Genomic DNA, 21,955 nt, shown 5'->3' on the forward strand with positions numbered 1-21,955 from the left:
CACGGGCCCGCTCACGAGGCGTCCAGGACCCCGGTCCGGTAGATCGTGCCCGCGCACGCGTTGGGGATGGTCGCCGCCGCCACCGGGCCGCCCGGGTCCGCCGTGTGCGTGACCTCGACGCTGCCGTCCGCCGGGGTGCCGTCCGTCACGAGCTGCGTGGAGACCGTGTTCTCCCCCGGGCTCGTGCCGGTCGAGCCGGTGGCCCCGCCGCTGGTCGAGGACCCGCCGCCGGTCGTCGGGCTCGGGGTCGGCGTCGGGCTGGGGGCCGTGGTGGGGCAGGTCTCGCTGGGCACCCAGGCGAACCGCACCTCGTACGCGTTGTCCGGGGTCAGGATCAGCGAGGCCGATTCCTGCGAGGGGTCGGGCAGTCCGCCGGCCGCGTCCCCGGGGGTGTGCGCGACGACCGCGATCTTCGACGCGTCGGCCGCACCGCGCGTGGCGAAACCGACCCGGCCGGCGCCGCCGACCACACAGTCGCGGCCGGAGACGTTGGCGATGCGGAAGGTCCCGTAGACCCTGCCGCTCGCGTCGGGTGCGCCGGTCTGCACCGAGCTGATGCCCAGTTGGTCGGCCGCGCAGACCGGCCGGGAGTCCGGGGCGCCGCCGGACGGGGTGCTGTCACCGCCGCTGCCGCCGGGGCCCTGCGCCGACGCGGTGGGCTTCCCGGCCCCCTCGGCGGAGCCTCCCGGAGCGGGCGACGCGGTGCCGGCGGGCGGCGTGGAGCTCTGCCGGCCGCCCTCGATGCCGGTCTCGGCGCCGGTGCCGCCCTGGGCCTGCTCCCCGTGCCCGGCGTTGATCGCCTTGTCGGCCGAGATCCCGCCCGAGGAGGCCACGTGCACCAGGGCCGGGACGGCCGTGCCGACGAGCACGGCCGCGGCCGCCATGCCGACGACCGCCTGGCGCTTGCGGGCCCGGCGGGCCGGCACGGCGCGGCGCAGGTGCTCGAGGGCGCCGTCGGAGGGTTCGAGACCGGACACCGCGCCCTGGAGCAGCCGCCGTAGCGCCAGCTCGTCGGGCGTGCCGTTCTCCGGCGCTTCGTTCACCATCCCGCGTCCACTCAGATCGTCCCGGTCACCGTGCTGGTCGTGCTGGTCCTGCCGGTCGTGTCCGGCCGACGGCCCGCTCATGACGCGGCCTCCATGGCGACCCGCAGCGCGGCGATGCCGCGCGAGCCGTAGGCCTTGACCGACCCGAGGGAGATCCCGAGCGTCTCCGCGACCTGCGCCTCCGTCATGTCCGCGAAGTATCGCAGCACGAGGACCTCGCGCTGCCGTCGCTGGAGGCCGCGCATGGCCTTGATGAGCGCGTCCCGCTCCAGCTGGTCGTAGGCGCCCTCCTCCGCGCTGGCCATGTCGGGCATGGGCTTGGAGAGCAGCTTGAGGCCGAGGATGCGCCGGCGCAGCGCGGAGCGCGAGAGGTTGACCACGGTCTGGCGCAGATAGGCCAGGGTCTTCTCGGGGTCGCGCACCCGGCTGCGCGCCGAGTGGACCCGGATGAAGGCCTCCTGCACGACGTCCTCGCAGGAGGCGGTGTCGTCGAGGAGGAGCGCGGCGAGCCCGAGCAGCGAGCGGTAGTGGGCGCGGTAGGTCTCGGTGAGGTGGTCGACGGTGGTGCCGGCAGCCATCGTGTCGTCAGCGCCGTCGCGGGGCGCCGGGATGCCGCTCACCGCGGCCGGACGGGTCCTCATGGGCACGGGCGCGATCACCGGGATGCCGCCGACCGGGCGCGGCCGCCTGAGCGGTCGCACCGCGGTGCCGTGCAACGGGATGACCGCTGCGATGTCGAGTACCTCTGCCACGCCTGTTGGACACGCTTCCCCCCGTCAGGGTTGTACGCGTACGGCACCGGTTTTCGCGGCGCGTCGTATGCCCTCATTGCGTACCCGTTCTCCCCCGATGCCCCGCTGTGTGCGGCGTGCTCCACGTCACATGCTCCTGGGTGCACGCGAAGACGCCTCCCGCCCGGCCACCGGTTGCAGAGGGGACGGAACAGCATCGTCGTCCAGGACATATGACCTGATCAAGAGCCATCTGAAGCCGATTTGCTCACAGGGCTTTCACAGATCCTACAAACTTCAACGGTGAGGCGATGCCGATTTCCGGACACCGGGGAACGGGCGGACCGACAGATCCGGCCACGTTCGGTCAGACACCGTCCTCGGCGACCCGGTCCGCGCGTCGTTCCCCGGGTTGTTCCCCGAATTGTTCCGCGAGTTGTTCCCCGAATTGTTCCGCGAGTTGTTCCCCGGGTTGTTCCGCGCGTTGTCCCGCGATCTGCTCCGCGATCTGCACGGCGTTCAGTGCCGCACCCTTGCGCAGGTTGTCGCCGCACACGAAGAACTCCAGGGCCCGCTCGTCGTCCATCGACCGCCGCACCCGGCCCACCCAGGTCGGGTCGGTGCCCACCACGTCGGCGGGGGTCGGGAAGTCGCCCGTGGCCGGGTCGTCGTACAGCACCACACCGGGCGAGGTCGCCAGGACCTCATGGGCGCGCTCGACGGTCAGCGGGCGCTCGAAGCGGGCGTGCACCGAGGCGGAGTGCCCGGTCACCACGGGCACCCGGACGCAGGTGGCGGCGACGCGCAGGCCCGGCAGACCGAGGATCTTGCGGGTCTCCTCGCGGACGCCCAGCTCCTCCGAGGACCAGCCGTCGGCGGCGGGCGCCCCGGACCAGGGCAGCACGTTCAGGGCGAGGGGACCGGGGAAGGGCCCGGTGTGATCACCGACGGCCCGGCGTACGTCGCCGGGGTGCGTGCCGAGCTCCCCGTCGGCGACCAGGGCCAGCTGCTCGCGCAGTGCGCCCGTACCCGCCCGTCCGGCGCCGCTGGCGGCCTGCTGGGCGGTGACCACGAGCTCCGTGAGGCCGAACTCGGCGTGCAGCGCGCCCACGGCGACGATCAGTGCCAGGGTGGTGCAGCCGGGGCTCGCGACGATGCCGCGCGGCCGGATTCGTACGGCGTGCGGATTGATCTCGGGGACCACGAGCGGCACGTCGGGGTCGGCCCGGAAGGCCGTGGAGGTGTCGACGACCACCGTGCCCTTGGCGGCGGCGATCGGCGCCCAGCGCGCGGCGACGTCGTCGGGCACGAGGAAGAGGGCGACGTCGACGCCCGTCAGGTTCTCCTCGCTCAGCGCGAGGACCTCGCACTCCTCCCCCCGCACGGCTGCCTTCCGGCCGGCCGAGCGGGAGGAGGCGAGGAGTCGGATCTCGCCCCAGACGTCCGCGTGGTGCGTGAGCATCTGGAGCAGCACCGCACCGACGGCCCCGGTCGCTCCCACGACCGCGAGCGTCGGTTTGCCGCTCATCGGAGGCTTCCGGCGGTCAGCGGCCGGTGCCGCCGTACACGACGGCCTCGTCCGAGTCGCTGTCCAGACCGAAGGCGGTGTGGACGGCGCGGACGGCCTCGTTGACGTCGTCGGCGCGGGTGACGACCGAGATGCGGATCTCCGAGGTGGAGATCAGCTCGATGTTCACGCCCGCGTCGGACAGCGCCTTGAAGAAGTCCGCGGTGACGCCGGGGTTCGTCTTCATGCCGGCGCCGACGAGGGAGATCTTGCCGATCTGGTCGTCGTAGCGGAGCGAGTCGAAGCCGATCGTGGTCTTCGTCTTCTCCAGGGCGTCGATGGCCTTGCGGCCCTCGGCCTTGGGGAGGGTGAAGGAGATGTCCGTGAGCCCGGTGGAGGCGGCGGACACGTTCTGCACGATCATGTCGATGTTGATCTCGGCGTCCGCGACGGCCCGGAAGATGGCCGCGGCCTCGCCCGGCTTGTCCGGCACGCCGACGACCGTGATCTTGGCCTCGGAGGTGTCGTGCGCGACACCGGAGATGATGGCCTGCTCCACCTTCAGATCCCCTGTCGGTTCGTTGCTGACCCACGTGCCCTGCAGCCCCGAGAAGGAGGAGCGGACGTGGATCGGGATGTTGTAGCGGCGTGCGTACTCGACGCACCGGTGCAGCAGCACCTTGGAGCCGGAGGCGGCGAGCTCCAGCATGTCCTCGAAGGAGATCCAGTCGATCTTCTTCGCCTTCTTCACCACGCGCGGGTCGGCCGTGAACACGCCGTCGACGTCGGTGTAGATCTCGCAGACCTCGGCGTCGAGCGCGGCGGCCAGGGCGACGGCGGTCGTGTCGGAGCCGCCGCGGCCCAGGGTGGTGATGTCCTTCTTGTCGGCGGACACGCCCTGGAAGCCGGCGACGATGGCGATGTTGCCCTCGTCGAGCGCCGTGCGGATACGGCCCGGCGTGACATCGATGATGCGCGCTTTGTTGTGGACCGAGTCGGTGATGACACCGGCCTGGCTGCCCGTGAACGACTGGGCCTCGTGGCCCAGGTTTTTGATCGCCATGGCCAGCAGGGCCATGGAGATCCGCTCTCCGGCGGTCAGCAGCATGTCGAACTCACGGCCGGCCGGCATCGGGGATACCTGCTCGGCGAGATCGATCAACTCGTCCGTCGTGTCGCCCATCGCGGATACCACGACGACCACCTGGTGGCCGTTCTTCTTGGCTTCCACGATCCGCTTGGCGACGCGCTTGATGCCTTCGGCATCGGCAACGGAGGAGCCTCCGTACTTCTGCACGACAAGGCCCACGTGCGCTCCTCGCTCAGTCCTAGCCACAGCTGGCACTGCGGTCGGCTCAGTCTAACGAGGGACGCTGAAACGCCACCGGTATATCGCATGGTGAGACGCGCGGCTCAGAACGTGATCACCGGCCCGCCCGGTCCTCCGGCAACACCGCCGTCACACCCCCTCAACAAACGTTTCGGCATACGAGACGGCACCCTCGTGACCTGGACAGACGCCCGGACGGGTGCCAATCTCCGGGCATGCGTCCACGTCACAGCCTCACCCTGGCAGCGGCCTCCGTCCTCGTCGCCCTCGCCGCGTCCGGCTGCGCGCCGCAGCCCGAGAGCACCGGCGGCCCCTCCGCCTCCGCGTCGGCCGCCGGGAAGCCCGCGTCCTGCGCCCCCGGCACGCTGGCCACCAAGGCCAAGGGCAAGCTGACCGTCGGCACCGACACCCCCGCGTACGCCCCCTGGTTCCAGGACGACGACCCGGCCAACGGCAAGGGCTACGAGTCCGCCGTCGCGTACGCCGTCGCCCAGAAGCTCGGCTTCGCCGAGGGCGACGTCGCCTGGCAGAAGGTCGCCTTCAACAACGCCTTCGCGCCCGGCGAGAAGAGCTTCGACTTCGACATCAACCAGGTGTCGATCAACGAGGACCGCCGCAAGGCCGTGGACCTGTCCAGCGGCTACTACGACGTCCGCCAGGCCGTCATCGCCCTCAAGTCCTCCAAGGCCGCCAAGGCCACGAGCCTCGCCGACCTCAAGGGCGCCAAGCTCGGCGCACAGGTCGGCACGACCAGCCTCGACGTGATCAACCAGCAGATCGCGCCGGACCAGCAGCCGGCCGTCTTCCAGAAGAACGACCTCGCCAAGGCCGCCCTCAAGAACGGCCAGGTCGACGCGATCGTCGTGGACCTGCCCACCGCGTTCTACATCACCGGCGCCGAGGTCCCCGAGGCCGAGGTCGTCGGCCAGTTCGAGACCACCGGCGGCGCCCGGGAGCAGTTCGGCCTCGTCCTCGACAAGGGCTCCGCGCTGACCTCCTGCGTCTCGCAGGCCGTCGACGCCCTCCGCAAGGACGGCACCCTCGCCGCGATCGAGAAGCAGTGGCTGTCCGAGGCGGCGGGCGCGCCGGTGCTCAAGTGACCGTCACGAAGGAAGACGCGTCCGAGGACGCACCCCGGGACGCTCCCGGCGGCGCGCCCGAGGAGGCGTACACGCCCTCCGCGCGGCGGATCGAGCGCGAGCGCCACAAGCGCTCCCGCACCCGCCGCGCGACCGCGGTCGCCGCCCTCAGCACCGCCGTCACCCTGGCGGTGCTCTACTTCGTCGTCACCGGCTCCCCCGGCTGGCCGCGCACGAAGGAGACCTTCTTCAGCGCCGAGTACGCGCGCCAGGCACTGCCCCAGGTCCTCGACGGCCTGTGGCTCAACCTGCGCCTGCTCGTCGTCTGCGGCGCCGTCACGCTCGTCCTCGGCCTGCTGCTCGCCGTCGCCCGCACCCTGCGCGGTCCGGCCCTCTTCCCGCTGCGCGCCCTCGCCACCGCGTACGTCGACTTCTTCCGCGGCCTGCCGCTCATCATCTGCCTGCTCGCGGTGATCTTCGGCGTGCCCGCGCTGCGCCTCCAGGGCGTCCCCACCGACCCGGTGGTCCTCGGCGGTGCGGCCCTGGTGCTGACCTACTCGGCGTACATGGCCGAGGTGTTCCGGGCCGGCATCGAGAGCGTCCACCCCAGCCAGCGGGCCGCCGCCCGCTCGCTCGGCCTGTCGAGCGCGCAGACCATGCGCTTCGTCGTGCTGCCCCAGGCCGTACGCCGGGTCGTGCCGCCGCTCCTCAACGACCTGGTCTCGCTGCAGAAGGACACCGGCCTGGTGTCCATCGCCGGCGCGGTCGACGCCGTGTACGCGGCGCAGATCCTGTCCAGCAAGACCTTCAACTACACCCCGTACGTCGTCGCGGGCCTCGTCTTCGTCGTGCTCACCATCCCCATGACCCGCTTCACCGACTGGGTCACGGCCCGCATGAACCGGCGCCAGTCGCAGGGAGGCACGGTATGACGCAGACCCCGGTCCTCCGCCTGGAGTCCGTCCGCAAGACCTACGGGCCCACGGTCGTCCTGCGCGACGTCGACCTGGCGGTCCCGCAGCACACGGTCACGGTCCTCATCGGCGCCTCCGGCTCCGGCAAGTCGACCCTGCTGCGCTGCTCCAACCTGCTGGAGGAGGTCGACGACGGCGCGATCTTCCTCGACGGCGAGGAGATCACCGACCCGCGCGTCGACGCCGACGCCGTACGGCGCCGGATCGGCGTCGTCTTCCAGGCGTACAACCTCTTCCCGCACATGAGCGTGCTCGACAACATCACCCTCGCCCCGCGCCGGGTCCACCGGGCCGAGCGGCGGGCGGCCGAGGAGCGGGCCCGCGAGCTGCTCGACCGGCTCGGACTGGGCGACAAGGCGGGCGAGTACCCGGACCGGCTCAGCGGCGGCCAGCAGCAGCGCGTGGCGATCGCCCGCGCCCTGGCGAGCCGGCCGCGGCTGCTGCTCCTCGACGAGGTCACCGCGGCGCTCGACCCTGAGCTGGTCGGCGAGGTCCTGAACGTGGTGCGGGACCTCAAGGAGGAGGGCATGACGATGGTCATCGCCACCCACGAGATGGGCTTCGCCCGGGAGGTCGCCGACCAGGTCTGCTTCCTGGAGAACGGCGTCGTCCTGGAGCGCGGCACCCCGGCCGAGGTCTTCGGTGCGCCCGTGCACGAGCGCACCCGTCGCTTCCTGAGCCGGATCGTGGAGGCGGGGCGGCTCTGAAGGCCCTACAGGAACCGCCCGCACCGCGGTCGGCCGGAGGAGCCGCTCGCACCCCGGCCGGCTGAAGGCCGCTCGGCCCACAGTGGAGGCGGGGCGGCTCTGAAGGCCCTGAAGGCCCTGAAGGCCCTGAAGGACCCGCTCGCACCACGGTCGGCCGGAGGACCCGCTCGCACCCCGTGGAAGTGGGGCGGCTTCAGGGCCCGCTCCCACCCCGGTGGGCTGCAGGGGCCCGTCAGGCCTGGGGCCGGCCCAGGCCGCCCAGCTCCGCCGCCATCACGCGACCCGCCTCCTCGGCGAGGTCCTCCTCCGTGAGGTCCTCGTCCGTGTCCAGCCCGTCGAGCGCGGCGAGCGGCTGGTCGAGGCGGACGTGGGCGACCAGGGACTGCAGGGCGCGCAGGGTCGCGGAGGCGGTGGGGCCCCAGTTGGAGAAGTACGAGAACTGCCACCACCACAGCGCCTCGCTGGTCCGGCCGGCCCGGTAGTGGGCGAGGCCGTGCCGCAGGTCGAGGACGATGTCGGCGAGGTTGTCGGAGATCCGGGCCGGCACCGGCGCCTTGCGCGGCTCGTACGGGTCGAAGACCTCCGAGAAGACGTCCACCGGCTCCAGCATGACCGCGAAGCGTTCGCGCAGGTCGTCCACGTCCATGTCGGGACCCGCGTCGGGCTCGTAGCGCTCGTCCGGGACGATGTCCTCGTGCGCGCCGAGCCGCCCGCCCGCGAGCAGCAGCTGGGAGACCTCCAGGAGCAGGAACGGCACCGCGCTGTCGGGCTCGTCGCCCTTGGCGACCTCGGTCGTCGCGACGATGAAGCTCTCGATCGAGTCCGCGATCTGGACGGCGAAGTCGTCCGGGTCCTGCGTGATGGAGTGCAGCGTGGCGTCAGACATCGAGGAGCCTCCCTGAGAGTGCGCCGTCGTGCGCACGGACCCGGTCGTCATACATCTAGCAGCCGCCGCCCCTCGAAGGCACGCCCCAGGGTGACCTCGTCGGCGTACTCCAGGTCGCCGCCGACCGGCAGACCGCTGGCGAGACGGGTCACCTTCAGGCCCATGGGCTTGATCATCCGCGCCAGGTACGTCGCGGTGGCCTCGCCCTCCAGGTTCGGGTCGGTGGCCAGGATCAGCTCCGTGACGGTGCCGTCCGCGAGCCGCGCGAGCAGCTCCCGGATCCGCAGGTCGTCCGGGCCGACGCCCTCGATGGGGCTGATCGCGCCGCCGAGCACGTGGTAGCGCCCGCGGAACTCACGGGTCCGCTCGATCGCGACGACGTCCTTGGGCTCCTCGACCACGCAGATGACGGTCCGGTCCCGGCGCGGGTCACGGCAGATGTTGCACTGCTCCTGCTGGGCCACGTTGCCGCAGACCGCGCAGAACCGGACCTTCTCCTTGACCTCCAGGAGCGCCTGGGCGAGCCGGCGCACGTCCGTCGGCTCGGCCTGGAGGATGTGGAAGGCGATCCGCTGCGCGCTCTTGGGACCGACGCCGGGCAGCCTGCCCAGTTCGTCGATGAGGTCCTGAACCACGCCTTCGTACAACGGAACGCCCTTCTCGGGAGTGCTTGATTCTTACGGTAGTGGCTGGAAACCAGCCGCAGAAGATGTACGGGAATGCTGTCCGGGTCAGAAGCCCAGGCCCGGCATGCCACCCAGGCCCTGCGCGAGCGGGCCCAGCTTGGCCTGCTGGAGCGCCTGCGCGTTCTCGTTGGCGGCCTGGACGGCCGCGACGATCAGGTCGGCCAGGGTCTCGGTGTCCTCCGGGTCGACCGCCTTCGGGTCGATGACCAGCCCGCGCAGCTCGCCGGAGCCCGTCACGGTCGCCTTCACCAGGCCGCCGCCCGCCTGCCCGTCGACCTCGGTCCGGGCGAGCTCCTCCTGCGCGCGAGCGAGATCCTGCTGCATCTTCTGCGCCTGCTGGAGGAGCTGCTGCATGTTGGGCTGGCCACCACCGGGGATCACGGTCACTCACTCCTGCTGGTCTGCGTACGCGGATGCGGATCGGTAAACCGAGCCTACGTGGTCCCCGACCGGGGTGCCGACACAACACTTTCGAGTGAGAAACTGCGGGCTCCTCTACCTGATCAACACCCTCTTGCGGGCGGAAATCCCGGGATTCCGGGCCCACAGCCCACCATTCGGCGGTAGGAAGGGCAGGCACCACGTGCACCGCACGTCACAGAAGGACACGAGCGCTGAGCTGAACAGAGGAGTTCCCCGGTGAGCCAGCAGCCGGACATGCAGCCGCAGCCGGGGAATCCCGAAGGACCGGGCAGGCCCGGTGGCCCGACCGCGCACCGGGACCTGACCGGTGCGCCCTTCCCGCTGGGCGACTGGGGCGAGCCCGCCGAACGTCTCGACGAGCTCTACCGCTGGGTCGAGTCCAACGCCCTGCGCACCGCCGAGTGGTATCTCTCCGACCGCGTCTGGAAGCGCCGCTGCGCCCGCGCGCTGCGCATCGGCACCGCCCTCGGCGTGATCGCGGGTGCCGCGCTGCCGCTGCTCGACCTGACCGGGGCGGCCGAAGGGACGGCCGGCTGGGGCTATCTGTCGCTGCTGCTCGGCGCGGCCTGTCTGGCCTGTGACCGCTACTTCGGCCTGACCTCGGGCTGGATCAGGGACGTGGCCACCGCGCAGGCCGTGCAGCGTCGGCTGCAGGCGCTCCAGTTCGACTGGGCGTCGGAGAGCGTGCGCGAGGTCCTGGGCCCCACGGAGGGCACGGCCAGCGAGGCCGCCGAGCGCTGCCTGGGCGTGCTGCGCCGCTTCTCGGAGGACGTGACGGAGCTGGTGCGGGCCGAGACGGCGGACTGGATGGTCGAGTTCCGCTCGGGCCCGGCGCCGCTGGCCCTGCAGTCGGTCGGCACGACCCCGGCCCGGCCGGAGAGCGGCCACCCCTCCGGTCGCTTCCCGCTCCCGCCGGGCACCCGCCCGAACATGCCCCGCCAGCGCCCGCCGGAGCCACGCTGAGGCAGCCGGAGCCCTACTGAGGGCGGCGGAGGTCGCGCTGCGGCAGCCGGAAGCCCCGCTGAGGCGCGGAACGCGCCGCGGCAGCCGGAGCCGCCCAGGAACGGGGGGTGGCGGGGGCGGGCTGAGGCCCTTACGGGCGGTCCCGTACGGGTACGGCGGGCCCCTGGCCGTATCCGTACCCGTACGGGAGGGGGCTGACGCCCGACCCTGCGGAGGGCCGGCGTGTCAGCTCAGGATGATCATGGAGCCCTGGCCGAGGCTCCGGGTCGCCGCCGCGTGGAGTCCCAGCCACACGTGCCGCTCGCGCGCGAAGGGGCTGTCGTCCTGGTACGGGGCGGGAGCCGCGGGCTCGTCCAGGGCGGTGGGCCGCTCCGGGGGCCGCGGCGCGGACGGCGGGTTGGCCGGGTCGATGCCGATCGCGGGCGCGACGAACTCCAGCTCGCGCAGCAGGCCGTGCGAGGAGCCGAGCGGCCCGCCGCCCTCCAGGAGCTCGTCGTTGGTCAGCGGCACGGGGAAGTCGACCGGCACGTAGGCGCCGGCGTGGTCGTAGTGCCACACCAGGTGGGACTGCTGGGCGGTGGCCTCGAACATCTCCAGGAGCTGCTCGTAGTCCCCGCCGAGCTCGCCGACCGGTTCGACGGGCAGACCGCACATCTGGAGCAGATAGGCGCGGCGCAGGAAGTGCAGGGCCTCGTAGTCGAACCCGGCGACCGGGGCGACGTCCCCGGAGAGCCCCGGCATGTACGCGTAGACGGGCACGGTGGGCAGGCCGGCCGCGGTCAGCGCCTGGTCGTAGACGGCGATCTCTTCGGCGAAGGGGTTGTCGGGGCTGTGGCACAGCACGTCGACGAGGGGGACCAGCCACAGGTCACAGGCCAAGGGAGGCTCGCTCTCCGTCAGTTGCGGGGTCGGGTGCAGGGACGGCCAGGGTAGTCGGGCCTTCACTCCACGCCCACCCGCTGGGTGCCTGCCCCCGGAAGGGCGTCCTCAACCCGTACGGCCCGAACGCCGGTCGAGCCGGTCCGCCCATTCCAGCGACCGCGCGTTGTAGTCCCGTACGACCGCGACGGCGCCCTCGGCGTCGCCGCGGGTGATCGCGTCCACCAGATCGACGTGCCCGCTCCACAGCCAGCCCACCAGATCACGGTCGGAGCGCAGATAGGGCACGGAGAAGACCCAGGCCTGGACGCGCAAGCGGTGCAGGAAGTCGGCGATGTGGTCGTTCGCGGCGACCAGCCGGCCCAGCTCGCGCCAGTAGCGGATGTCGTAGCCGATGAGGACGTCCAGGTCGCCGGCCCGGGCCGCGCGTGCGGCCGCCTCGCCCCTGCGCCGTATCGACACGAGCGCGAGCCCGACGGAGACCTCGGGGTCGACGGGGGTGGTCTGCGGGGCGTGGCGGCGGAAGATGCCGTCGACGACGAGCATGCGGGCCTCGACCATGCCCCGGTAGTCGTCGACCGAGAACTGGTGCACGCGGAAGCCGCGGTGCTGGTCGGAGTCGAGCAGCCCCTGGGCGCACAGGTCGACGAGGGCCTCGCGCACCGGCGTCGCGGACACGCCGTACTGCTCGGCGATCTGCTTGACCGTGAACTCCTCGCCGGGCTGGAGACGCCCCGCGAGGACTTCGTCACGCAGCGCGTCCGCGATCTGCTGCCGCAGGGTGTTGCGGGTGACAGCTCCGCTCGCGGGCATGTGGTCGGCCCCCTCCGTCCGGCTCCGGACACCCTAGTCCAGACCGCGGAGAGGGCCGATCACCTCACGCACCGTGAGGCCGGGGGCCTCAGACCGTGTGCTCGTCGGCGACCGACAGCGCCGCGTCGAGGGCCGCGAGTCCCTCCTTGATCTCCGCCTCGGAGGCGTTGCAGGCGGGGACGACGTGCGTGCGGTTCATGTTGATGAAGGGCCACATGCCGTGCTTCTTCGCCGCCGCGCCGAAGGCGGCCATCGGCGCGTTGGCCTCGCCCGCCGCGTTGTACGGGACGAGGGGCTCGCGGGTCTCCTTGTTCTTGACCAGGTCGAGCGCCCAGAAGACACCGAGACCGCGCACCTCGCCGACCGACGGGTGGCGCTCGGCGAGCTCGCGCAGGGCGGGGCCGATGACGTTCTCGCCGAGGTGGGCGGCCTGCTCGACGACCTTCTCGTCCGCCATCACCTGGATGGTGGCGACGGCGGCCGCGCAGGCGAGGGGGTGCCCGGAGTAGGTGAGACCGCCGGGGTACGGGCGGGTCTCGAAGGTGGCGGCGATCTTCGCACTGATGGCGACGCCGCCGAGCGGCACGTAGCCGGAGTTGACGCCCTTGGCGAAGGTCATCAGGTCGGGCACGACGTCGAAGTGCTCGGCGGCGAACCACTTGCCGGTGCGGCCGAAGCCGGCCATGACCTCGTCGAGGACGAAGACGATGCCGTACCGGTCGCAGATCTCGCGCACGCCGGCGAGGTAGCCCGGCGGCGGGGTCATGATGCCGGCGGTGCCCGGGACGGTCTCCAGGATGATCGCGGCGATGGTCTGCGGGCCCTCGAAGGCGATGGTGTCCTCGAGGTGGGCGAGGGCGCGCTCGCACTCCTGCTGCTCGTTCTCGGCGTAGAACGGGGAGCGGTAGAGGAACGGCGCCCAGAAGCGCACGACGCCCGCGGAGCCCGTGTCGGAGGCCCAGCGGCGCGGGTCGCCGGTCAGGTTGATCGCGGTGGAGGTCGCGCCGTGGTACGAGCGGAAGGCCGAGAGCACCTTGTGGCGGCCCGTGTGCAGCCGGGCCATGCGGACGGCGTTCTCGACGGCCTCGGCGCCGCCGTTGGTGAAGAAGATCTTGTCCAGGTCGCCCGGGGTGCGCTCGGCGATGAGGCGTGCGGCCTCGGAGCGGACGTCCACGGCGAAGGCGGGCGCGAAGGTGGCGAGCTTGCCGGCCTGCTCCTGGATCGCGGCGACGACCTTGGGGTGCTGGTAGCCGATGTTGGTGTAGACGAGACCGCTGGTGAAGTCGAGGTAGCGGTTGCCGTCGTAGTCCCAGAAGTACGAACCCTCGGCGCCGGCGACGGCGAGCGGGTCGATCAGGCCCTGGGCGGACCAGGAGTGGAACACGTGCGCACGGTCGGCGGCCTTGACGGCCGCTCCGGCCTGCGGGTCGGGTACGACATGAGGGGTCATGGCTCCGAGGGTAAGGAACCGCAGGTAGGGCGGGCCATGACCATCTTGTCCACCGAGACCGGGAGGGACGAGACAGATTGCCGGGAGCATGTCCCGCGACGAATTCCGCAGGGCCCCGGACGGGGGCGGGGGCCGCGGGCTCCGGAGAGACACGGATCCCGCAGGCGCCCGGATTCCAAGGGCGCCCGCGGGGCTCTCGTGCACCCCCACCCCCCTCTCGACATTGACAGCAAGCTGTCACAGTGACAGTCTGCTGTCATGACTGAGATCGAGGCACCCACGACCGTCCATCTCGCCGTCTACGACACCCTCGCCGACTGGGAGACGGGCCACACCACCGCCTGGCTCGCCCGGGCCGGGTACACCGTCCGGACCGTCGGTCCGGACGCCCGCTCCGACGGGGAGCCCGTCACGACCATCGCCGGCGTCCGGATCGTCCCGGACCTCTCCCTTGCCGACCTGAACCCCGAGGACAGCGCGCTGCTGATCCTTCCGGGCGCCGAGAAGTACGACGAGGGCGACGAACTCGCCCCCTTCACCGCCAAGGCCCGCACCTTCCTCGACGCCGGCGTGCCGGTCGCCGCGATCTGCGGCGCCACGGCGGGCCTCGCCAAGGAGGGCCTGCTGGACTCCCGACCGCACACCAGCGCCGCCTCCTTCTACCTGGCCGCCACGGGCTACCGGGGCGGCGAGCACTACGTGGAGGCGGACGCCGTGACCGACGGCGACCTGATCACGGCGGGCCCGACCGAGCCGGTGGCCTTCGCACGCGAGGTCTTCGCCCGGCTCGGCGCGTACGAGGGCCGGCGGGACGCCTGGTACCGCCTCTTCCACGACTCGGACCCCGCGGCCTTCGCCGAGCTGAACGCGGACGATGATGCATAGATGACCCGAGCACAACAGGACGCGCTCAGCCGCACCGCCCTGGGCGTCTTCCGCCTCAACGGCCAGCTCCTCGCCGTTTCGGAGAGGCTGGCCGAGCCGGCCGGCCTGACGGCCGCCTGGTGGCAGGTCCTCGGCGCCGTGCTCCCCGAGCCGCTCCCCGTCTCCGGCATCGCCCGCGTCATGGGCATCACCCGCCAGAGCGTCCAGCGCGTCGCCGACCTCCTCGTACGCGAGGGCCTGGCCGCCTACGCACCCAACCCCGCCCACCGCCGCGCCAAGCTCCTCGCCCCGACCGACGCCGGCCGTGCCGCCGTCCGCCGCATCGACCCGGGCCACGCGGAACTGGCCGCCCGGCTCATGAAGGAGCTGGGCGGCCAGGAGGCGTTCGACGAGACGGTGCGGGTCCTGGAGCGGCTGTCCAGGGCGCTGGAGTCCCTGGAGGGCCCGGGCGACCCGGAGGGGGCGGGTTAGCAGTACAGGTTCGCGCCGGCGGGGACGCCCAGGATCTGGGTGAACTGCTGGTACTTGGTGACCCGGCTCTGCACCTGGGCCGGGTTGCCGCCGTTGCATTCCAGGGCGCCGTTGATGGAGCGGATCGTCTCACCGAAGCCCGCGCCGTTGACCATGGCGTTGTGCGCGGTCATGGTGCCGGGGCCGTTCTGGGTGTTCCAGTACCAGAGGCCGGTCTTCCAGGCGACGGCCGCGTCGCGCTCGACGCGGTAGGGGTCGGCCAGGAGGTTGATGCCGAGGGCGTCACCGGCGGCCTTGTAGTTGAAGTTCCAGGAGAGCTGGATGGGGCCGCGGCCGTAGTACGCGGCCTGACCGGCGGGACAGCCGTAGGGCTGCGTGGCGTCGCAGTAGTGGGGGTAGTTGGCGGTGTTCTGCTCGACGACGTACACCAGGCCGCCGGTCTCGTGGTGGACGTTGGCGAGGAAGGCCGCGGCCTCCTGCCGCTTCACGGTGTCGCTGCCGGTGGTGGCGAAACCGGGGTACGCGCCGAGCGCGGCGGTGAGCCCGGCATAGGTGTAGAAGGAGTTCCGGCTCGGGAACATCTGGTTGAACTGGGCCTCGGAGACGACGAATCCGGTGGTGGGCGGCGGGGTCGTGCCACCCCCGCCGCAGGTGCCCTCGTCGCGCCAGACGTCCGCGGTGCCGGGACGCTCGTTCTGCGTCCACCACTTGGCGTACCAGTTGTGGCCGTTGTACGAGGCGGTCATGCCGCCCGTGTAGACGGCGGAGGAGTTCCAGGCGGCCACGCAGGCGGGGGCCGCGCCCGCGGTGCCGGTGGGCAGGAGTACGGCGAGGCCGACGACCGTGCAGATCGCGGCGAGGACTGTGAGCAGACGTCGCAGCATGCGCTCGTCCTTCCGGTGTGGGGGAAGGACGAGCGAACCGCGATTGGTCTGTACCTGTCAATAGGTCTGGACCAGATCGAACCGGACCGGACCTTTTCGCTCAGCGTGCGAGCACACGCTCCAACAGACTGACGAGCAGGGCGCGTTCGGCGACGGACAGTGGCTCCATCAGGTCGTCCTGCGCGTCCGCGAGGACCCTGTCGAGTCGCTCGAGGTGCTTGCGGCCCTGCGGCGTGAGGGTGACGACGTTGCGGCGGCGGTCGGCGGGGTCGGGGGTGCGGGCGACGTGGCCCCGCTCCTCCAACTCGTTGATGACGGCGACGAGATCGCTGCGATGGATGCCGGTGCGACGACTGACGCCGGCCTGGCTGGTCGGACCGCGCTCGTCGAGCGAGGCGAGCACCGCGTAGTGCCACTTGCGGGCGTCCTCGACGGCGAGGCGCTCACCCACCACGCGGTCGGCCCGGGCGGCGGTCATGGCGAGGAGGCGGCTGGGGAGGCCGCGGAGGCGGTCGGGGGTCTGCGCCTCGTCCATCTCGGCGCCCTGCGGGGTCTCGGTCATGCCGTGCAGATTACCTCTTGCGTTAGTGGCACGAACGATCTAATGTCGTTGGTGCGACAAACGTTAGTGACCCAAACGTTAGAGGAGTGAACGAGCATGTCCGTGTCTTCCGTGTCTTCCGTGTCTTCCACGTCCACGCCCGCCACCGCTGCCGCCACGACCGGACCTCTCGCCGACGCCCGCGCCCTCGGTCTGGCGCACTACGCCGCCCGGGGCGTCCTGGAGGTCGTCCTGGCCCGGCACGGCACGACGTTCCCGCAGCAGATCGCGCTGCGCGCCGCCGTCACCGCCGAGGCCCCGCAGACGCCGGAGGAGCTGGTCGCCCAGGTCCGGGGCTCCCTGAAGGCCGACCCGGCCGACATCCGCGCCACGCTCGACGAGCTGAAGGCCGAGGAGCTGCTCGTCGAGGACGGCGCGCACATCCGCCCCACGACGGCGGGGCGCGAGCTGCTCGCCGCTCTCACGGCGGCGACCGCCCCCGTCTCGGCCCGGATCTGGGGCGGCATACCCGTCGAGGACCTCGCCGCCGCCGGCCGCGTGCTCGCGCTGGTCACGGAGCGGGCCGACGCGGAGTTCGCGGCGCTGACGGCGTGACGACCGGGCCCGGAGCGCTCGGCCGGGCCCCGTGCCCTGGCGGGCGGCTCAGATCATCAGGACGATCCGCCCGGGCCGGTGGCCCGACTCCGCGCGGCGGTGTGCCTCGGCGGCCTCTTCCAGGGGCATGACATCGGCCACGCGGGTGATGAGCTCCCGCTCCGCCACCTTCTCCAGGATCCCCTTCAATCGGACCGCGTCGGGCATGGCGCGGTCGAACTCGACACGGATGTCGCGCTCGGACACCGGGACGCGGTCCGGGGCGATGGAGACGAAGACACCGCGGTCCTTCAGGACGGCCATCGCCACGGTGCCGAGCAGAGCCCCGTCGAAGATGCCGTCGACCCCGTCCGGGACGTGCTCCCGCACCTGGCGCAGGACCTCCAGCGGCTCCCCGCGCGGGACGCACTCCTTGGCGCCGAGGACCTTCAGCTCGCTCTCGTCGCCCTCGTAGGCGACGGCGATGACCCGCAGTCCGGCCGCCGAGGCGAGCTGGACCATGAAGCGGCCCACCACGCCGCTGGCACCGGTGACGAGCAGGACGGCCCCGGGCGGGAGGTCCAGCTGTTCGATGCCGTGCTGGGCGGTGAGCGCGGCCAGCGGGACGGAGGCGGCCGCGGTGAAGTCCACGTCGTCGGGGACGGGGGCCAGCCACTCGGGGTCGGCCCAGATGACCTCCGCGTAGGTGCCCTGCCCCGTCAGGTCCGTGTACCAGGGCACGGTGCCCGCCACCCGCGTTCCGGCCGGCAGGGTGCCCCCGGGGCCGGGCGCCGGGTCGAGGAGCCTGCCGGCGAAGTCCGTGCCGAGGACAAAGGGAGGGCGCAGATCACCCATCTGGTCGACGTACAGACCGGCCCGGATCCTGATGTCCGCGATGGTGATGCCGGCCGCCTTGAGCCGTACGCGCACCTTGCCCGGCACCTGGCCGGCCTCGGGTTCGGGGCGGCGGGCCATGCTCAGCACCTCGGGTCCGCCAAAGGCGGTGACTTCGACGACACGCATGGGGATCTCCTCCTGCGGAAGCCCCCTCGTCGCCATTACACCCACGCCCGCCACCCCCGGCAACAGGGACGTGGTGGGACACGACAGCGAGACGACTGACGGAAGGACGCACTCCACGTGGCCGGAACGAGACTGCCACCCCGAACCGCACACCCGTCCGCACGGTGGCGTCCGTGGACCGGGTGGGCCCCGAGACGTCATCGCCGTCCTCACCGCGCCGCTCGGTGCGGTCGTCAACCACCGGCCCCTGCCCCGCGCCACGGACGATCTGCGGGGAGGGATGAGGCGGGCCCGCGGAGGGCAGGTCTGGCATTCTCTTTCGACGTGGATCCCTTGAACGCGGAAGACCCGGTCGCCATAGGACCGTTCCGGCTGCTCGGGCGGCTCGGCACGGGCGGCATGGGCCGGGTGTACCTGGCACGTTCGGCGGGCGGACGCGCCGTCGCGGTGAAGGTCGTGCACCCGGAGCTGGCCGCCCAGGACGAGTTCCGGCGCCGCTTCGCCCGCGAGGTCGCCGCACTGGAACGGGTCGGCGGCACCGGCACCGCGCCCGTCCTCGGCTCCGACACCGAGGCCGACGTCCCCTGGGTCGCCGTCGGCTACGTGCCCGGCCCCTCGCTGCGCACCGTCGTCAACGAGGACTACGGGCCGCTGCCGCCCGACAGCGTCCGCACCCTCGCCTCCGGACTCGCCCGCGCGCTCACCCACATCCACGCCGCCGGCCTGGTCCACCGCGACCTGAAGCCGTCCAACGTGCTGCTCACCGTCGACGGTCCGCAGATCATCGACTTCGGCATCGTCCGCGCCCTCGACACCGTCACCGACGACGGCCTGACCAGCACCGGCGCCGTCGTCGGCTCGCCCGGCTTCATGTCCCCCGAACAGGTGCGCGGCGAGCGGCTCACCCCCGCCTCCGACATCTTCTGCCTGGGGTCCGTCCTGGTCTACGCGGCGACCGGGCGCTCCCCCTTCGGCGGCTCCGACAGCGGTGTCCACGCCACCATGTTCCGCATCGCCAACGACGAGCCCGACCTGACCGGACTCGCGCCCGAACTCGCCGGCCTCATCCGGGCCTGCCTCGGCAAGGACCCGGCGGGGCGCCCCTCGGCGACCGAGCTCGTCGACACCCTCCAGGTCACCGACCCGTGGCTGCCCGCCGACGTGCTCGCCCGCCTCGGCCGGCACGCCGCCAAGCTCCTGGAGGCGGAGGGCACTGCGGCCGCCGACGCGGGCGACCCCACCCCCGCGACCCCGCTGCCGCCCGGCGCCGGTGCCGGCACCGGCACCGCCCCCGCGCCGCGGCGCCGCCGCCGCGGCGCCCTGGTCACCGCCCTCACGGCGCTCGTCGTCGCGGCCGCCGGGGCGCTCGGCTACACGTACTGGCCGGGCGCGACCGCCGGGGCCGGCACCGACGGGCAGAAGAACACGGCGCGCGGCGGCACCGGCACGCCCTCCGCCCGGCCCTCGGGGATCGTCCCGGCGACCTTCCTCGGCGCCTGGGAGGGCATCCTGCAGGGCTCCGCCAGCCACCCCCGCGAGACCTTCCGGCTCGAGATCACCCAGGGCGCCGCCGGGAGCAAGGCCGCCGTCTACGTCCACGTCACCGACGAGCGGCTGTGCATGGGCCGGTCCCGGCTCGTCTCGGCCGACGAGGACAAGCTGCTCCTCGGCGAGTCCGACGTCACCACCAGCGTGCCCGCCCAGCGCTGCACGCCCTCCGCCCAGCAGACCCTCACGCTGCGCTCCCCCGAGGTCCTGGAGTGGACCTCGGGCGCCGTGAAGGCCACCTTCCGCAAGGGCAGGACCGGTTCGGAGATCCTTCCGGCGAAGTTCCTCGGCAGCTGGCGGATGCGGAACGACCCCGCCGTGTTCGGCAAGAACGTCGACCGCTACACCGACGAGGTCACGCTCACCCAGGGGCCGATCGGCTCCGCCGTCTTCCGCTACGAGCAGGGCTATCCGCGCACCGACCAGGAGGGGAACCCCACCTCGGAGTCCGTCCGCTGCACCTTCACGGCGCTCCTCGCCGGCTCGGGCAGCCCGCTGGTCATCGGCCCGCAGACCGCGGAACCGGGCTCGGACCCCGAGTGCGGCCCCACCGCCGGCCTCGCGAGCTACGTCGACATCGTCCGCTACAAGGGCGAGGACCGGCTCCTGGTCTATCCGATGACGGACGCCGAGCCGGGCGAGTTCCACAAGGACTAGAGGGGCGTTCGCGGACCTGTCCCAGCGTCCGCCCGCCCCGCCACGGCCGCCGCCGCGCGGGCGTAGTCGCGGACCAGCTCGCGGGTGTCGTCGGCGCGCCAGGCGAGGACGAGGCGGCTGGGGGTGACGCCGCGGACCGGGCGGGTGACGACCCCGCCGCGGGTGAGGAGCGGGGCGTTGCCGGTGGCGACCAGGCAGATGCCGAGGCCGCCGACCAGCGCCTCGTAGGTCTCGTCGGCACTGGCGATCTCGGCGCCGACGACCGCCGGGCGCCCGCCGCGGGCGTCCGACGCCAGCCAGTAGTCGCGCAGTTCGGGCCCGGTGTCCGGCAGCGCGAGGAAGGGCTCGTCGAGCAGCTCGGCGAAGTCGAGGCTCTCGCGGGCGGCCAGCGGATGCGACTCGGGCAGCGCGACGAGCCGGGGCTCGGTGGCGACGACGACCCAGCGGAAGCGTTCCGGGCCGGCCAGCGGCAGCCACACGAAGGCGACGTCGCTGGCGCCGTCCGCGAGACCGGCCGTCGGATCCTCCCAGCCGACCTGCCGCAGCCGTGTCCGCGCCGCCGGGTGGTTCTCGGTGAAGCGGGACCGGATCGCGGGGAGCAGCCCGCCCCGCCCCGGGCTGGTGCTCATCCCGACGACCAGCGTGGCACCGGTCGCCGCCCGGGCCGCCCGTACGGCCGCGTCGGCCTCCGCCCAGGCGGCGAGCACCGCGCGCGCGTGCGGCAGCAGGGCGGCGCCGACGGCGGTGAGCCGCACCCCCTGCCGGTCCCGGTCGAACAGCGGGGCGCCGAGCTGCCGTTCCAGGGCCCGGATCTGCTTGCTGAGCGCGGGCTGCGAGACGTAGAGACGCTCGGCCGCGCGCGTGAAGTGGAGCTCCTCCGCGACCGCGAGGAAGTACCGCAGATCCCGTCCGTGCACGTCCCTGGTGGTCATGCCCATGGGCTATCACGACGGATCTTGGACGGGCAACTCCGCGCGGATGCAGGCTGGTTGCACAAACGACGAGGGGAATCCGAGAACATGAGCAAGGTCTGGCTGATCACCGGGGCGAACAGCGGCTTCGGACGCGCCTTCACCGAGGCCGCGGTCGCCGCCGGCGACGTCGTGGTCGCCGCGGCCCGCCGCGCCGGCACCCTGGACGAGCTGGTCGCCGCCCACCCCGACCAGGTCGAGGCGGTCACCCTGGACGTCACCGACCACGCGGCCGTCGACCGGGTGGTCGCCGGGATCGTCGAGCGCCACGGCCGCATCGACGTCCTGGTCAACAACGCGGGCCGCACGCACGTCGGTTCGGTCGAGGAGACGGACGACGCCGAACTGCGCTCGCTCTTCGACGTGCACGTCTTCGGCCCCGCCGCGCTGACCCGCGCCGTCCTGCCCCACATGCGGGCCCGCCGCTCCGGCGCGATCGTCCAGCTCAGCAGCGTCGGCGGCCAGGGTTCGATGCCCGGCTTCGGGGCGTACAGCGCGACGAAGTTCGCCCTTGAGGGCCTGTCGGAGGCGCTGGCCGCCGAGGTGAAGCCCCTGGGTATCCGCGTCCTCATCGTCGAGCCCGGCGCCTTCCGCACCTCCCTCTTCGGCAATGGCAGCCTCAGCGTGGACACCATCGCCGACTACGCCGACACGGTCGGCGCCACCCGCGCCTTCGTCAAGGGTGGGGACGGCGGCCAGGCCGGCGACCCGGCGAAGGCCGCGGCGGCGGTCCTGACCGCGCTGAACGCCGACGAGCCGCCCCTGCGGCTGGCCCTCGGCGACGACTCCATCGACATGATCCACGCCCACCTGGACCAGGTCCGCGCGGACCTGACCACCTGGGAGAAGGTCGGCCGGGACACGAAGGTGGACGCCTAGCCGGACACGGGAAGGGCCCGCACCCCTG

The 21,955-nt window shown here is 72.5% G+C and carries 23 protein-coding genes; 9 read left to right on the forward strand and 14 right to left on the reverse strand.

Annotated elements, in window-relative coordinates:
* Window positions 1-11 precede the first annotated feature (11 nt).
* The 4 genes from AB0M16_RS32030 to AB0M16_RS32045 all read right to left on the reverse strand — a co-directional run bounded on the left by AB0M16_RS32030 (window position 12) and on the right by AB0M16_RS32045 (window position 4,593).
* Complete coding sequence (locus AB0M16_RS32030) at window positions 12-1,127, reverse strand: hypothetical protein (protein ID WP_365349215.1); 1,116 nt, start codon at window positions 1,125-1,127, stop codon at window positions 12-14.
* A complete protein-coding gene (locus AB0M16_RS32035) occupies window positions 1,124-1,798 on the reverse strand; it encodes a SigE family RNA polymerase sigma factor (protein WP_365349217.1) in 675 nt (224 codons plus the stop codon). The genes AB0M16_RS32030 and AB0M16_RS32035 overlap by 4 nt, the downstream gene beginning before the upstream one ends.
* Before the next feature lie 346 nt (window positions 1,799-2,144).
* Window positions 2,145-3,305 carry an aspartate-semialdehyde dehydrogenase gene (locus AB0M16_RS32040; RefSeq protein ID WP_365349219.1) on the reverse strand — a complete coding sequence of 387 codons (1,161 nt, stop codon included), beginning with the start codon at window positions 3,303-3,305 and terminating at the stop codon, window positions 2,145-2,147.
* A 16-nt stretch (window positions 3,306-3,321) separates the two neighbouring features.
* A complete protein-coding gene (locus AB0M16_RS32045; RefSeq protein ID WP_365349221.1) occupies window positions 3,322-4,593 on the reverse strand; it encodes an aspartate kinase in 1,272 nt (423 codons plus the stop codon).
* A gap of 236 nt (window positions 4,594-4,829) precedes the next feature.
* Between AB0M16_RS32045 and AB0M16_RS32050 the strand changes: the two genes are divergently transcribed.
* From AB0M16_RS32050 to AB0M16_RS32060, 3 genes are read left to right on the forward strand one after another with little or no spacing between them, the layout of a single operon-like run.
* Window positions 4,830-5,714 carry an ABC transporter substrate-binding protein gene (locus AB0M16_RS32050; protein WP_365349223.1) on the forward strand — a complete coding sequence of 295 codons (885 nt, stop codon included), beginning with the start codon at window positions 4,830-4,832 and terminating at the stop codon, window positions 5,712-5,714.
* Window positions 5,711-6,625 (forward strand): amino acid ABC transporter permease, encoded by a 915-nt coding sequence (locus AB0M16_RS32055; protein ID WP_365349225.1) that lies wholly within the window; start codon window positions 5,711-5,713, stop codon window positions 6,623-6,625. Before AB0M16_RS32050 ends, AB0M16_RS32055 begins: the two co-directional genes overlap by 4 nt.
* The gene (locus AB0M16_RS32060) at window positions 6,622-7,374 is read left to right on the forward strand and encodes an amino acid ABC transporter ATP-binding protein (RefSeq protein ID WP_365349227.1); all 753 of its coding nucleotides are present in this window, start codon (window positions 6,622-6,624) and stop codon (window positions 7,372-7,374) included. The genes AB0M16_RS32055 and AB0M16_RS32060 overlap by 4 nt, the downstream gene beginning before the upstream one ends.
* Before the next feature lie 232 nt (window positions 7,375-7,606).
* Here the strand turns inward: AB0M16_RS32060 and AB0M16_RS32065 are convergent, their stop codons facing one another.
* From AB0M16_RS32065 to AB0M16_RS32075, 3 genes are all read right to left on the reverse strand, one after another.
* Entirely contained in the window at window positions 7,607-8,260 is a 654-nt protein-coding gene (locus AB0M16_RS32065; RefSeq protein WP_365349229.1) for a DUF5063 domain-containing protein, read from the reverse strand.
* Window positions 8,261-8,307: 47 nt separating this feature from the next.
* On the reverse strand, window positions 8,308-8,907 hold the full coding sequence (recR, locus tag AB0M16_RS32070; protein ID WP_365349231.1) for a recombination mediator RecR: 600 nt from the start codon (window positions 8,905-8,907) through the stop codon (window positions 8,308-8,310).
* Between the two features lie 84 nt (window positions 8,908-8,991).
* Window positions 8,992-9,327, reverse strand: a complete 336-nt coding sequence (locus AB0M16_RS32075; RefSeq protein WP_365349333.1) for a YbaB/EbfC family nucleoid-associated protein — start codon at window positions 9,325-9,327, stop codon at window positions 8,992-8,994.
* 258 nt (window positions 9,328-9,585) lie between these two features.
* Here AB0M16_RS32075 and AB0M16_RS32080 point away from each other — a divergent pair, with 258 nt between their 5' ends.
* The gene (locus AB0M16_RS32080; protein ID WP_365349233.1) at window positions 9,586-10,332 is read left to right on the forward strand and encodes an SLATT domain-containing protein; all 747 of its coding nucleotides are present in this window, start codon (window positions 9,586-9,588) and stop codon (window positions 10,330-10,332) included.
* A gap of 225 nt (window positions 10,333-10,557) precedes the next feature.
* Here the strand turns inward: AB0M16_RS32080 and AB0M16_RS32085 are convergent, their stop codons facing one another.
* From AB0M16_RS32085 to AB0M16_RS32095, 3 genes are all read right to left on the reverse strand, one after another.
* Window positions 10,558-11,211, reverse strand: a complete 654-nt coding sequence (locus AB0M16_RS32085; protein ID WP_365349235.1) for a hypothetical protein — start codon at window positions 11,209-11,211, stop codon at window positions 10,558-10,560.
* Between the two features lie 108 nt (window positions 11,212-11,319).
* Complete coding sequence (locus AB0M16_RS32090; RefSeq protein ID WP_365349237.1) at window positions 11,320-12,024, reverse strand: GntR family transcriptional regulator; 705 nt, start codon at window positions 12,022-12,024, stop codon at window positions 11,320-11,322.
* 88 nt (window positions 12,025-12,112) lie between these two features.
* Complete coding sequence (locus AB0M16_RS32095) at window positions 12,113-13,474, reverse strand: aspartate aminotransferase family protein (RefSeq protein ID WP_365349239.1); 1,362 nt, start codon at window positions 13,472-13,474, stop codon at window positions 12,113-12,115.
* A gap of 258 nt (window positions 13,475-13,732) precedes the next feature.
* On the opposite strand from AB0M16_RS32095, the gene AB0M16_RS32100 reads away from it, so the two are divergent.
* Window positions 13,733-14,359: a DJ-1/PfpI family protein gene (locus tag AB0M16_RS32100; RefSeq protein WP_365349241.1), complete on the forward strand. Its 627-nt coding sequence runs from the start codon at window positions 13,733-13,735 to the stop codon at window positions 14,357-14,359.
* A complete protein-coding gene (locus tag AB0M16_RS32105; RefSeq protein WP_365349243.1) occupies window positions 14,360-14,830 on the forward strand; it encodes a MarR family transcriptional regulator in 471 nt (156 codons plus the stop codon).
* Here the strand turns inward: AB0M16_RS32105 and AB0M16_RS32110 are convergent.
* A complete protein-coding gene (locus AB0M16_RS32110; protein ID WP_365349245.1) occupies window positions 14,827-15,714 on the reverse strand; it encodes a glycoside hydrolase family 19 protein in 888 nt (295 codons plus the stop codon). The genes AB0M16_RS32105 and AB0M16_RS32110 overlap by 4 nt on opposite strands.
* A gap of 100 nt (window positions 15,715-15,814) precedes the next feature.
* Window positions 15,815-16,276, reverse strand: a complete 462-nt coding sequence (locus AB0M16_RS32115) for a MarR family transcriptional regulator (protein WP_365349247.1) — start codon at window positions 16,274-16,276, stop codon at window positions 15,815-15,817.
* Window positions 16,277-16,372: 96 nt separating this feature from the next.
* On the opposite strand from AB0M16_RS32115, the gene AB0M16_RS32120 reads away from it, so the two are divergent.
* Complete coding sequence (locus AB0M16_RS32120; RefSeq protein ID WP_365349249.1) at window positions 16,373-16,870, forward strand: MarR family transcriptional regulator; 498 nt, start codon at window positions 16,373-16,375, stop codon at window positions 16,868-16,870.
* 48 nt (window positions 16,871-16,918) lie between these two features.
* Here AB0M16_RS32120 and AB0M16_RS32125 read toward each other — a convergent pair whose 3' ends face one another.
* On the reverse strand, window positions 16,919-17,872 hold the full coding sequence (locus AB0M16_RS32125; protein ID WP_365349251.1) for an NADP-dependent oxidoreductase: 954 nt from the start codon (window positions 17,870-17,872) through the stop codon (window positions 16,919-16,921).
* A gap of 324 nt (window positions 17,873-18,196) precedes the next feature.
* Between AB0M16_RS32125 and AB0M16_RS32130 the strand changes: the two genes are divergently transcribed.
* On the forward strand, window positions 18,197-20,077 hold the full coding sequence (locus AB0M16_RS32130) for a serine/threonine-protein kinase (protein ID WP_365349253.1): 1,881 nt from the start codon (window positions 18,197-18,199) through the stop codon (window positions 20,075-20,077).
* On the opposite strand, the gene AB0M16_RS32135 is transcribed toward AB0M16_RS32130, so the two are convergent.
* The gene (locus AB0M16_RS32135) at window positions 20,074-21,009 is read right to left on the reverse strand and encodes a LysR family transcriptional regulator (protein ID WP_365349255.1); all 936 of its coding nucleotides are present in this window, start codon (window positions 21,007-21,009) and stop codon (window positions 20,074-20,076) included. The genes AB0M16_RS32130 and AB0M16_RS32135 overlap by 4 nt on opposite strands.
* An 87-nt stretch (window positions 21,010-21,096) precedes the next feature.
* Between AB0M16_RS32135 and AB0M16_RS32140 the strand changes: the two genes are divergently transcribed.
* On the forward strand, window positions 21,097-21,927 hold the full coding sequence (locus tag AB0M16_RS32140) for an oxidoreductase (protein WP_365349257.1): 831 nt from the start codon (window positions 21,097-21,099) through the stop codon (window positions 21,925-21,927).
* The last annotated feature ends 28 nt before the right edge of the window (window positions 21,928-21,955 follow it).

It is taken from the genome of Streptomyces sp. NPDC051921, from assembly GCF_040680975.1.
Taxonomy (GTDB): domain Bacteria; phylum Actinomycetota; class Actinomycetes; order Streptomycetales; family Streptomycetaceae; genus Streptomyces.

Coding starts and splice junctions, on each gene's coding strand:
- AB0M16_RS32115 (WP_365349247.1), bottom strand. CDS start 16,276: ATGACCGAGACCCCGCAGGGCGCCGAGATGGACGAGGCGCAGACCCCC.
- AB0M16_RS32110 (WP_365349245.1), bottom strand. CDS start 15,714: ATGCTGCGACGTCTGCTCACAGTCCTCGCCGCGATCTGCACGGTCGTC.
- AB0M16_RS32030 (WP_365349215.1), bottom strand. CDS start 1,127: ATGAGCGGGCCGTCGGCCGGACACGACCGGCAGGACCAGCACGACCAG.
- AB0M16_RS32125 (WP_365349251.1), bottom strand. CDS start 17,872: ATGCGTGTCGTCGAAGTCACCGCCTTTGGCGGACCCGAGGTGCTGAGC.
- AB0M16_RS32060 (WP_365349227.1), top strand. CDS start 6,622: ATGACGCAGACCCCGGTCCTCCGCCTGGAGTCCGTCCGCAAGACCTAC.
- AB0M16_RS32120 (WP_365349249.1), top strand. CDS start 16,373: ATGTCCGTGTCTTCCGTGTCTTCCGTGTCTTCCACGTCCACGCCCGCC.
- AB0M16_RS32050 (WP_365349223.1), top strand. CDS start 4,830: ATGCGTCCACGTCACAGCCTCACCCTGGCAGCGGCCTCCGTCCTCGTC.
- AB0M16_RS32040 (WP_365349219.1), bottom strand. CDS start 3,305: ATGAGCGGCAAACCGACGCTCGCGGTCGTGGGAGCGACCGGGGCCGTC.
- AB0M16_RS32135 (WP_365349255.1), bottom strand. CDS start 21,009: ATGACCACCAGGGACGTGCACGGACGGGATCTGCGGTACTTCCTCGCG.
- AB0M16_RS32140 (WP_365349257.1), top strand. CDS start 21,097: ATGAGCAAGGTCTGGCTGATCACCGGGGCGAACAGCGGCTTCGGACGC.
- AB0M16_RS32095 (WP_365349239.1), bottom strand. CDS start 13,474: ATGACCCCTCATGTCGTACCCGACCCGCAGGCCGGAGCGGCCGTCAAG.
- AB0M16_RS32100 (WP_365349241.1), top strand. CDS start 13,733: ATGACTGAGATCGAGGCACCCACGACCGTCCATCTCGCCGTCTACGAC.
- AB0M16_RS32105 (WP_365349243.1), top strand. CDS start 14,360: ATGACCCGAGCACAACAGGACGCGCTCAGCCGCACCGCCCTGGGCGTC.
- AB0M16_RS32090 (WP_365349237.1), bottom strand. CDS start 12,024: ATGCCCGCGAGCGGAGCTGTCACCCGCAACACCCTGCGGCAGCAGATC.
- AB0M16_RS32065 (WP_365349229.1), bottom strand. CDS start 8,260: ATGTCTGACGCCACGCTGCACTCCATCACGCAGGACCCGGACGACTTC.